Genomic DNA, 12,244 nt, shown 5'->3' with positions numbered 1-12,244 from the left:
CTCTAGGCCGTATGGGTAGTGAAGCCGCTATATATATATTTTGTCAGCACGCAAGCTTTCCCGACAAGCTCGAAATGCCATTCACGAATAGTTTATTGTAGCTTTCTACCTCCTCCACACCACACCTACCTATGCGCAAACCCTACGCCCTGCTCCTGCTGTTGCTACCCGTGCTGGCTTGCTCGCACCTACCCACCAGCACCACTACCCACACCTACTACCCCGGCCGGGGCAACGCCTGGAAAACCCGCGCGCCTGAGCAAGTAGGCCTAAATGCCACCCGGCTCGCGGAGGCCATTGATTTCGCCAAAAGCCAGGAAACCACCCAGATTGCTCCCGATTTCAGCAACCAAGCCGAAATCTTCGGGACGCCGCTGGGGCCGCTGCCACCCGGCCGAGCCGCTACCAACGGCCTCATCCTGTGCCACGGCTATATTGTAGCCGAGTGGGGCAACACGGAGCGCCCCGACCCTACCTACAGCGTGGCCAAGAGCATGCTCTCCACGGTGTTGGGCATCACGCTGGACAAGGGAATGATCAAGGACATTCATGATCCGGTAGCGCAATATGTGACCGATGGCGGCTACGCTTCGGCGCACAACCAGCCCATTACGTGGGAGCAGCACGCCCGCCAGACCAGCGAGTGGGAAGGCGAGCTGTGGGGTAAGAATGCCGACTTCATCGGGCACGAGGCCTTTGGCAAAGGCGAGCGGAAGCCGCGCACGCTGCAAGCGCCCGGCACCTATTGGGAGTACAACGATGTGCGGATCAACCGCTTCTCGCTCTCGTTGCTCACGCTTTGGCAAAAGCCCCTACCCCAGGTGGTGAAGGAGCAGATCATGGACCCCATCGGGGCGTCGGACACATGGCAATATTTGCCCTACTTCAACTCGATAGTAATGATAAAGGGCCGGCCCCTACCCTCGGTGAGTGGCGGCACGCGCTGGGGTGCGGGTCTGTGGATCAGCGCCCGCGACGAGGCTCGCTTCGGCTACCTGCTGCTGCGCCAGGGCCAGTGGGGCACCCGCCAGATCGTATCGCGCGACTGGGTGCGGCAAGCCACCACCCGCGGCCCCATCGGCCCCGACTACGGCTACCTTTGGTGGCTGAACACAGAGCAAAAAGCCTGGCCCCACGCTCCCGCCACCAGCTTCGCGGCCCTGGGCGCCGGCTCCAACACCATCTGGATTGACCCCGAGCATGATATTGTCATTGTGTGGCGCTGGCATAATGGAAATCCCGATGAGTTGATTAAGCGGGTGCTGGCGGCGGTGGAGAAATAAGGTAGTAGTTTCTGCTTTAAGCATATTTGTCATCCTGACGAAGCAAGGACCTTATCACGTGCGAAAGAGTCGTAGTATACTTGTCGTTCGCACGTGATAAGGTCCTTGCTTCGTCAGGATGACAGGACTGGTTCAGATATTCCAGCTAACTCACAACTACTTGCATCGTACCTTCGCGGGCAGTTACTCTGTCACCACTTAACGACCCGCAAATGCAAGTTTCTCGCATGGCTGGCAGCCTCATCGGCTCCGAAATCATCAAAATCGGCAACGAAGTAAACGATATGATTCGCAAGGGGGAGCAGATTTGCAACCTCACCATTGGCGACTTCACCCCCAGCATCTTCCCCATTCCGGAGCAGCTGCGCGATAATATCACGGATGCCTACGCGGCCGGCCATACCAACTACCCGCCTGCCAACGGCACGCTGGACCTGCGCACCGCCGCCGCTGACTTCCTGCGTCAGCGCCTGAGCCTGGACTACTCGCCCAACGATTTGCTGGTGGCCGGCGGCTCGCGGCCGCTCATCTACGCTACCTACCTTGCCCTGGTAGACCCCGGCGACAAGGTAGTATTCCCTACTCCTTCCTGGAATAACAACCACTACTGCCACCTCTCCGGCGCTGAGGCGGTGATGGTGGAAACACTGCCTGAAAACAACTTTATGCCCACAGCCGCCGAGCTGGCCCCGCACCTGCCGGGCGCTACCCTACTGGCCCTGTGCTCTCCGCTGAATCCCACGGGCACCATGTTCACCCGCGAAGGGCTGTTGGAAATCTGCGACCTGGTGGTGGCCGAAAACCAGCGCCGCCAACCCGGCGAGAAGCCCCTCTATTTGCTCTACGACCAGATTTACTGGATGCTGACCTTCGGCGACGCCCAGCATTTCGACCCAGTGAGCCTGCGCCCTGAGTTGCGCGACTACACTATTTACATAGACGGCATCTCGAAGTGCCTGGCCGCTACCGGCGTGCGCGTGGGCTATGCCTTTGGGCCGGCCGTGATAATTGATAAGATGAAGGCTATTTTGGGCCACGTGGGCGCCTGGGCACCCAAAGCCGAGCAGATGGCTACCGCTGCCTACCTCACCAACGATGCGGCCGTAGAGGAGTTCATCCCCACGTTCAAAGACAAGCTTCAACAGAGCTTAACGACGCTGTACGACGGCTTGCAAAACCTGAAAGCACAAGGCTACCCCGTGGATGCCATTGTGCCAATGGGCGCCATCTACCTTACGGCCAAGTTGGATGTGCTGGGTAAAACCACGCCGGCGGGTCAGCAGCTCACTACTACCAAGGAATTAACGTCCTACCTTATCAGTGAGGCGCGGTTGGCACTGGTGCCGTTCAGTGCGTTTGGCACCAGCGACACGGCGCCGTGGTTCCGTATGTCGGTGGGCGGGGCGTCGTTGGAGTCGATTGAGGCGGCGCTGCCGCGGTTGCAGGCGGCTCTAGACGCACTGCAATAGAGGTATTTCCGTTGCTTGTTCGGCCCGATGCGGGGCTGACTATTGCTGTAGCAATAGTCAGCCCCGCATCGGGCCGATTTCGTTTTAGAGTGAATCTGCTGTATTATAGAGGTAGATTATGCTTCTATTAATAAAAGTCATGCATGAGTTGTATGATTTTACTTTTTAATAGCATATTCTTGCAATTAGGTTCATCTGAGAGTTGGTAAGCGTCTGCTGATTTGCCTTCTTTCACGAACTGATTTGCACTGCCCTCCGCCCTACCTACTTTATTGCAATACCCGTGTTTTATCTTATTACCTGTACATTTTTTCTTTCATGCGTCATTATGTTGCGCGGCTATTGACAAAACGTTTCCTTACGAGTCTAGTTGCAGTAGGATGCGTGACAACCGTGCCGCAACTGCATGCCCAGACTACCCCTACCCTCACCGGCACCGTGCGCGATGCCGCCGGGCAGCCGTTGGAATACGCCACCGTTACGCTGCATCGCGCCGCCGACTCAACAGCGGTTAAAACGGAGTTCTGTGATGCTCAAGGGCGCTTTGTCCTACCCACTTTGCCAACGGGGGAATACTTGGTATCGGTAGCACTGGTAGGGTATATCCGCGTTTGGAGCATGCCCGTGTCGGCAACTGGTCAACCGCAAACCCTTGGCCCGCTCGTGATGCAGCCTAGCGCTGCCGCTACCTTGCGTGAGGTGACGGTGGAAGCGCGCCGCCCTTTGTACGAACGTGAGGCCGACCGCACCATCGTGAACGTGGAGGGTAGCACCTTAAGCGCCGGCGCTACTTCGCTGGACGTGCTCGGCCGCGCCCCCGGCATAACCCTAGACGCCGCCGACAACTTAGCGCTGCGTGGCCGGCAGGGCTTGTTGGTGCTTATCGATGGCAAACGCGTCCCTATGAACGGCACGGAGCTGGCCGACTATCTGCGCGCCCTACCCGCCGAGCAACTCGCCAGCATTGAGCTGCTCAGCAACCCGCCTGCCAAGTACGATGCCCAAGGTGGGGCCGGCGTCGTTGCCATTCACCTCAAAAAAGACCAGCGCCTGGGCACCAACGGCACCGCCAACCTCAGTTACGGGCGCGGGCGCTACGGCAAGTTCACCACCGGCCTCACGCTGAACCATCGGCGTAAGAACCTGAATGCGTTCGGGAGCTATACCTACACCGACCGCCGCAACTTCCTGGACCTGGATTTCTACCGGCAGTTCTACAGCGACGGTATGGCGTTTGGCTCCAGCGAGCAGTTCAACCGCAATACCAGCCACTTGCAGTCGCACAGCTGGAAGGCGGGGCTGGACTACAACCTCTCGAAGCGCACGCTGCTGGGCGTGAGCGTGAGTGGGCTGGTGAGTGAGACGCCCAGTTTCAGCAACAACCAAACGTTCATTACAAATACAGGAGTGGGGGGCGGTTTTGCGAAAGAGCGCTATAGCTCCACTACCGACCAGACCGTGCAACGCCCCAACCTGGCCGGCAATCTGAATTTGCGCCATGTGTTTGCTGATTCCACCAACGCCCCGGAGCTGACCGCCGACCTGGATGTAGCCCGCTACACTACCGACCGCCTGCTGGTCCTGACAACCGTGTATGAGCTGCCCGCTACCCCCACCAACGTGCTGCATGGCGACCAGCAAAACCACGTCACCATTCAGTCGGCTAAGGTTGATTACAGCCGCCTCCTACCCCACCGCACCCGCCTGGAAACCGGCGCTAAGGTCACCTATATCAACTCCGACAACGATGCCGTATTTACCAACACCGTAGAGGAGCAGACTACCCTAGATCCTAACAAAACCAACCGCTTCCGCTACAACGAAAACGTGAATGCGGCGTATGTCAGCCTGCGCCAAGCCACGGCCAAAACCATTACCCAACTGGGGTTGCGGGCCGAGCAAACGAATACCCTAAGCCGGCAGTCGGTGGGCAATGAGCGGTACGAGCGGCACTATTTGCAGCTGTTCCCAAATCTGTCGGTGAAGCGGACGCTTTCGGAGCAGCATGAGCTGGCCCTCTCCCTGAGCCGCCGCCTCGACCGGCCCAGCTACGGGCAGCTTAACCCGCTACGGGTGTATTTTGATGCTACCTCGTACCAGTCGGGCAACCCGGCCTTGCGGCCCCAGACCAGCTACAACCTGGAGCTGACGCACACATTTCAGCAGAAATACATCAGCACCCTCGGTTACGCCCGCACCAGCAACCTTATTCAAAATGTGGTGCAGCCCGCCCCCGAAGGTGGCCGCACGGTGGTGAATCAGTTTGCCAATCTGGGCACGCTGCACTTCCTTACGCTCACGCTCACGGCGCCCGTGGAAGTCTCCAAGAGTTGGACCATGTACAACAACCTGGTGTTGTTCTATGGTCGCTACCTGGGCAACCTGGCCGGCACCAACCTCGATAGGGGTCGTCCGGCTTTCACCTTCAACACCAACCAAAGCTTCAGCTTCGGGCGTGGCTGGGCGGCGGACGTAACGGGGCTGTACCAGTCGCGGGAAGTGGCGGCCTTTGAGGTGGTACGCCGCCGCGGGCAGGTGACGGCCGGCGTGCAGAAGTCCTTGTGGGACAAGCAGGCTACCCTGCGCCTGAACGTGTCGGACATTTTCTACACTACGCCTATTCGCTCTACGGCCACTTACGACAACTTCCGTGAAACCTTCTACAACCGCTTCGACAGCCGCGTAGCTACCCTGGCCTTCACCTACCGCTTCGGGGGTAGCAAGGTAACGGCTGCCCGCAAACGCACCGTAGGAGCCGACGAAGAACTACGCCGGACGGGCGGGTTTTAAGGAAGTACGACAGGGAAACAACTACCCGCGCCGCTTTGCGTCTAAGGAGGAGAGTTCAGCTCATTCTTCCCTCCTCCTGTATGCTTCTCGACACCAAACTACCCGTTGCCTACATCCTCACGCGCATGTGGCCCGATATTATTCGGGTACTGGTCATTTCCCTTTCGTTTCAATTGCTGAAATATTTTCTGGGCGACTACCTCCCCGAGATTCCCTTGCAGCTGCCTACCATCCTGGGTAGCTTGATTTCGTTGCTTCTGGCCTTTAACCTCAACCAATCGTACGACCGGTGGTGGGAGGCGCGCAAGCTGTGGGGTGCCATCGTGAACGACTCGCGGATGCTGGTGCTACAAATCCTGCACTTTGTGCCCAACGACCTGTTGCGCAGCCCTACCCTCGGTTCGCCTTTGCAAGCCTTTGCCTACCGTCAGATAGCGTGGTGCTACAGCCTGGGCCAGTCCCTGCGCGGCCAGGATGGGCTAGCGGGCCTCGACAAGTTTCTCCCGGAGCAAGACTTGGCTTATCTGCGCAAACACAGCAACAAGCCCGTCGGGATTCTGGCGCTGCACACGGCGCACACGAAAGAATTGTATCAGCAGGACGTTATTAACCCTTTCCAGCAAGTGCAGATTGACAGTACTATCGTGCGTTACACGGAGGCAATGGGCGGCGCGGAGCGAATCAAGAACACCGTATTTCCCTCCAGCTACCGCCAACTCATTCATGTGCTGATCTATGTTTTCCTGATTACCCTTTCGCTGAGTTTGGTGGAAACGATTGGCCTATGGGAAATCCCGGTGCTGATGACCATCGCTGTTGCCTTCCTACTCCTGGACCGCACCGCCCGCTACTTGCAAGACCCCTTCAGCGATACGCCCACCGACACACCTATGACGGCCGTAGCCCGTACCATCGAAATCAATTTGCGGCAGCTATTGGAAGAAGACAAAGAGAATATTCCGCGCCGATGGTATCGGGGTCGTATTATTTGATGTAGCAATACATACTACTTGCATTCGTGGCTACACACTGTAGTAGTGGAGTAGTTGTGCACTTGCATGCCTAATAGAAGAAGTTTCAGGTCTTGTTATAGCTAAAAGTATTGGTTTGAATCGTATTAGCAGAGCATAACAAACAACTCTAGCAACAACAAGACTCCTTCAACTTGAAACACAAACAGTAGTCAGCTTTAGTAGTATAATGGTCATAGTGGAACTTTTCAAACACCTTTTTTAAATACTCTAGACACTATATTCGCATATACAAAAGTAGAATACGTTCCCCTTTATAACTGAAGCCCGCATTTGTTTACGAAACTGTTCGTAAACAAATGCGGGCTTTGCTTTTCTATACTTCCTTATAATGCTGCAGACTATTTTTTGAATCAATTCCAACATATAATATAAAACATTTATACACAACGCTTTATATTTAAATATATCAACTGAGCTGACCTATAAAATTAGGAAATCGATACCTTTTCATGAAAAAAACATCTTGTGAATAATAGGATCTTTTGAGATTATGATCTTAATTCGCTTCATCCGTTGAAATGTTGTCAAATAATCATTCAGTTTTCTACGAGGAAATCAACACCCTTCTTACCTTCTATAGCGTGCTTATCAGTACGCTATAGATTGCAAATAAAGGTTTGATGCTCCTTCGAAAACCAGTTCAATCAAGAGTATTTGTCCTCACTGTAAAGGATATTTGAAAAGTTTACTGATTTAAGAGAGCACGTTACCCACCACGTATTCGCTAATACGAATACGCTTTCTTGGTGCTCTACCCATTCTGGCTGTTGTTCTACAGTGCTTAACGAACAGCTTATCGCCATTGAATGACTACCCTACCCTGGTGCTTTTTGAGAAAAGCACTTATAGAAAGGTTTGAAAAGATTTTTGAGCTGTTGTTATGTCCCAAAGAATGAATCAAGCATTTGTTGCTTGATAGCAACCACTATTGCAAGAGCCTGAAAACGACAGAATACACATCTACTTAAACCCAATTCCGCATGAAGAAAACTTTACTTCTCAGCTTTGTTTTGATGCTGGCGCTGCTAACCCAGGCGTGGGCACAAAACAGAACTGTAACAGGACGAGTAACGGATGTTACCACTGGCGAAGGGATGCCAGGAGTAACCGTTCACCTCAAAGGAACCTCCACGGCTGCACCAACAGACGCGAATGGCAACTATACTATTGGCGTTCCGGCGGGTGAAGCAACGTTGGTATTCACCTTCATAGGGTATGTCAACAAAGAAGTTGCCGTTGGCAACCAATCTACATTAAATGTGGCCTTAGCAAGTGACTCCCAGAACCTAAATGAGGTAGTGGTAGTGGCCTACGGTACAGCCGACCCCGCCACGTATACGGGCTCGGTCACCCAGATTGGGGCTGAGAAACTGTCGCAACGTCCGGTTACTAACGTTACGAACGCCATTGCCGGCCAAGCCGCTGGGGTGCAGGTTAGTGGCGGTTCCGGGCAACCCGGCGCTGGTCCTGATATCCGTATACGAGGCTTCAGTTCAGTGAATTATGCTAATGACCCGCTATACGTGGTGGACGGCGTGCCCTATACGGCTGGCCTGTCGAACCTGAACCCGGAAGACATCGAGAGCATTTCTATTCTGAAAGATGCTGCCTCCACGGCGCTCTACGGCTCGCGGGCCACCAACGGGGTAGTGATGGTGACCACCAAGCGGGGCAAGAAAGACCAGGTGCAGGTGAACGTGCGAGCGTTGCAGGGTGTGTCGTCGCGGGCGGTGCCCGAGTACAACCGCGTGAGCGCCCAGCAGTACTACCCCCTGATGTGGGAGGCCTACCGCAATAGCCTGGTGAATGCCACCACCACCCGCGAGCAGGCCAGCCAGCGCGCCACCAACGACATCAAAGGCCTGTTGGGCTACAACCCTTTCAACGTGCCCGACAACCAGATTGTGGGCACCGATGGTACGCTGAATCCCAACGCGCAGTTGCTGTGGGGCGACGACCTGGACTGGGAGAAAGCCTTGAGCCGCAATGGCTCCCGCTCCGACTACACCGCCAGCTTCAACGGCGGCTCCGGTAAAAGCAACTACTACGTGTCGCTGGGCTACCTCAACGATAAGGGCTACCTGATCAAATCGGACTTCGAGCGTTTCTCTGGCCGCATGAACGTCAACTCGGACCTGACTAAGTGGCTGAAAGCCGGCGTGAACATGAATTACACGCTCAGCAACTCCAACCAAGCTAACACGGGCAGTTCCACAGGCTTTGTGAATCCGTTCTTCTTCAGCCGCGGCATCGGCCCCATCTACCCCGTGTACCAGCACGACCCCGCCACGGGCGCCTACGTGCTAGATGCCCAAGGCGACCGGGTATACGACCTAGGCGGCTCCTCGCCGACCATGACGCGCCCTGTATACCCCGGCCGCCACATTGTGGCCGAAACGCAGTACAACAACAACCTCTACCGCCGCAACGTGCTGGGCGGCCGTACCTACGGCGAAATCACCTTCCTGAAAGACTTCAAATTCACGGGTAACTTCGCCATCGACATCACCAACTACGAGGAGCAGACCTATGACAACACCATTGTGGGCGACGGTGCCCCGGCGGGTAGGGCCGGCCGCCGCCTCTACAACCTAACCAGCTACACGGCCAACCAACTGCTCAACTACAACAAAACGCTGGCCGGCATGCACAACGTGGAGGTGCTGCTGGGCCACGAGAACTACAACCGCAGCTTCGACGACCTGAACGGCTCCAAATCGGGCGAAATCATTGCCGACAACACGGAACTCCAGAACTTTGGCACCACCAACAGCTTCAACACCTACCACCAGGACCACCGCATTGAGTCGTATTTCGGGCGGGCCAACTACACGTTCGATGACCGCTACACGGTGTCGGGCTCGTACCGGCGCGACGGCTCCTCGCGCTTCTACGAGGATGTGCGTTGGGGTAGCTTCTGGTCAGTGGGCGGCTCCTGGCGCCTCGATAAGGAAACGTTCTTCACCACGCCCACCTGGGTAGACATGCTCAAGCTGCGCTCCTCCTACGGGCAGGTAGGCAACGAGAACCTGAGCAACTCGGACGGGACGCTATACTACGCCTGGCAGGCGCTATACACGCTTGGCCGTAACAATGCCGCCGAGCCGGGCTTCTCGCAGGCAACTTTGGGCAACCAGGGCCTGGTGTGGGAAAAGAACAACAGCTTCGACGTGGGCATGGAGTTCTTCTTGTTCCGCAACCGCCTCACGGGTACGGTAGAATACTTCAACCGGACGTCCAAAGACCTGTTGTTTGAAGTGCCACTGCCACTGTCCAGCGGGGTAGCCAACCGCATCGAAAACATCGGTTCGATGTACAACCGGGGGGTAGAAATCCGGCTGGCCGGCGACATCATTAAGACCAAGGCCTTCACCTGGAACCTGGATGTGAACTGGACCACCTATAAAAACGAAATTACCAAGCTGCCCTACACCGAGCTGGTAGACGGCACTAAGAAGCTGAAGGTAGGCCACAGCCTCCAGGAGTTCTGGTTGCGCGAGTATTACGGTGTAGACCCCGAAAACGGCGACGCTCTGTACCGCGCCAACGCCTACAACGAGAGCAACAGCAAGGTTATCGGCACCGATACCGTAACCTCAAACTTCAACAATGCGCGCTACCACTACGCCGGCACGGCCATTCCTAAGTTCGCGGGCGGCATCACCAACACCTTTGCCTATAAAGGCTTCACGTTGTCGGCGTTGCTGACTTACTCTGTGGGCGGCAAGTTTTACGACAGTCAGTACGCTACGCTCATGAACCACGGCACCTACGGCGGCGCCATGCACGAGGACATGCTGGGCCGCTGGCAGAACCCCGGCGACATCACCAATGTGCCTCGCTTGCAGGTAGGCAACACCAACAACCTGGCCGCCGCTTCCGACCGATTTCTGATTGATGCCTCCTATCTGAACTTCCGATCGGTGAGCCTGGGGTATAGCATTCCGGCGGCCCTCTCCACCCGGCTCAAGCTGCGCAACGTCAACATCTTCGCCACCGGCGAAAACCTGGCGCTTATCACTAAGCGCAAGGGCATGAACGTGGCCCAGACCTTCTCTGGCACCACTTCGGCCGTGTACGTACCCGCCCGCGTACTGTCGCTGGGTATGAATCTCTCCTTATAGTATAAGAGTAATAGAACTGCTTTGTCATGAAAAAAACGATATACGGCGTTTTTCTAGCCACCGCCCTGGTTTTTTCTTCCTGCGATAAGGACTACCTGGAAACCGCGCCTACTGATGCCGTAACGGCCGGCAACGTGTTGGCTAATACCGAAAACGCTATGGCTGCCCTCAACGGCATCCACCGCCTGCTGTACTCTCAGTTCAACAGCCAGCAGAACCAGGGCGGGCAAGGTTCTATGATGATTATGATGGATGCCTTGGGCGAAGACTGGGTGCAAACCCTGGGCACCAGCTGGTGGGCCACGGAGCACAACTGGATTTCGCACCGCAACGCTACCTCGGGCTCATCCTACAACCACGCCTGGTACTATTTCTACTACCGCATCATCGCCAACGCCAACGTGCTCATCAACGGCCTGGACAATGCCACTGGCCCTGTGGCCGAGAAAAATATGGTCATTGGCGAGGCGCTGGTTTACCGGGCGTGGTGTCATTTCCAGTTGGTGCAGGCCTTTGGCCAGCGGTACGATGCTGGCAAAACCAACGACCAGTTGGGCGTACCCTTGATGGTGACGGCCACCACCGAAGGCCAGCCCCGCGCCACCGTGGAAGCGGTGTACAAGCAAATCAACGAGGATTTGGACGAGGGCATTAAGCTGCTGACCGGCGCGGGTGCCCGCCCGGCCAAATCGCACTTCAACGTGGCGGTGGCCAAAGGTATCAAGGCCCGGGTGGCCCTCACGCAGCAAAACTGGGCCCTAGCCGCCAGTTCAGCGCAGGAGGCCATTGCGCAGAGCGGCGCTACCCTCATGAGCCGCACGCAGTACACCAGCGGCTTCAACAGCATCGACAACCCGGAGTGGCTCTGGGGTAGCCAGGTGCAGGCCGACCAGACCAACTACTTCTATTCCTTCTTCGCCTACATGTCGGCCAACTTCAGCTCGACGGCTATCCGGCAAAATCCGAAGAAGATCAACTCGGTGCTGTACGCCAAAATTCGGCCCACTGATATCCGCAAGTCCTTGTGGGACTCCACCGGCGCCAGCATTCCGGCTCCGCCCAATGGCGTGAAGGCGAAATACGGACAGAAGAAATTCCTGGTAGCTAACACCAGCCTGAGCATCGGCGACGTGCCGCACATGCGCTTGGCGGAACTCTACCTGATTCAGGCCGAAGCCGAGGCCCGGCAGGGCATGTCGGCCGCCGCTGCTACTCACCTGGCCACGCTGCTGACCGCCCGCAACCCGCAGTACGTGAAATCCACCAGCACGGGCCAGGCCCTGGTCGACGAAATCCTCATTCAGCGCCGGATAGAGCTGTGGGGTGAAGGCTTCCGCTTCCTGGACCTGAAGCGCACCAACAGCGCCCTGGACCGCACCGGCGCCAACCACATCCCGCAGTGGGCATGGGCCATCACGGGCAACAACTTTAAGGTGGCCGCCGACGCCAAGGAGTGGCAATTCCTCATTCCGCAGGCTGAAATCAACGTGAACAAGGCCATTGTGCAGAACCCGCTGTAGAGAATGTATTTTGTAGCAGTAGAG

General features: G+C 56.3%; 6 protein-coding genes. All 6 read left to right on the top strand.

The features are described 5' to 3' along the window. Positions 1-131 precede the first annotated feature (131 nt). The 6 genes from KYK14_RS09235 to KYK14_RS09210 all read left to right on the top strand — a co-directional run bounded on the left by KYK14_RS09235 (position 132) and on the right by KYK14_RS09210 (position 12,220). Positions 132-1,283 carry a serine hydrolase domain-containing protein gene (locus tag KYK14_RS09235; protein ID WP_219158598.1) on the top strand — a complete coding sequence of 384 codons (1,152 nt, stop codon included), beginning with the start codon at positions 132-134 and terminating at the stop codon, positions 1,281-1,283. 212 nt (positions 1,284-1,495) lie between these two features. Next, positions 1,496-2,752, top strand: a complete 1,257-nt coding sequence (locus tag KYK14_RS09230; protein WP_246601768.1) for a pyridoxal phosphate-dependent aminotransferase — start codon at positions 1,496-1,498, stop codon at positions 2,750-2,752. Positions 2,753-3,145: 393 nt separating this feature from the next. Then, positions 3,146-5,542, top strand: a complete 2,397-nt coding sequence (locus KYK14_RS09225) for a TonB-dependent receptor domain-containing protein (RefSeq protein WP_343217079.1) — start codon at positions 3,146-3,148, stop codon at positions 5,540-5,542. Positions 5,543-5,622: 80 nt separating this feature from the next. Beyond that, entirely contained in the window at positions 5,623-6,534 is a 912-nt protein-coding gene (locus KYK14_RS09220; protein WP_219158596.1) for a bestrophin family protein, read from the top strand. Between the two features lie 1,022 nt (positions 6,535-7,556). Then, a complete protein-coding gene (locus KYK14_RS09215; protein ID WP_219158595.1) occupies positions 7,557-10,700 on the top strand; it encodes a SusC/RagA family TonB-linked outer membrane protein in 3,144 nt (1,047 codons plus the stop codon). 26 nt (positions 10,701-10,726) lie between these two features. Then, on the top strand, positions 10,727-12,220 hold the full coding sequence (locus KYK14_RS09210; protein ID WP_219158594.1) for a RagB/SusD family nutrient uptake outer membrane protein: 1,494 nt from the start codon (positions 10,727-10,729) through the stop codon (positions 12,218-12,220). Positions 12,221-12,244 lie beyond the last annotated feature (24 nt).

This window comes from Hymenobacter profundi, from assembly GCF_019334315.1.
Taxonomy (GTDB): Bacteria; Bacteroidota; Bacteroidia; order Cytophagales; family Hymenobacteraceae; genus Hymenobacter; species Hymenobacter profundi.
The sequence above is the reverse complement of the archived record's forward strand: the minus strand, read 5'-3'. Positions and strand labels throughout refer to the sequence as shown.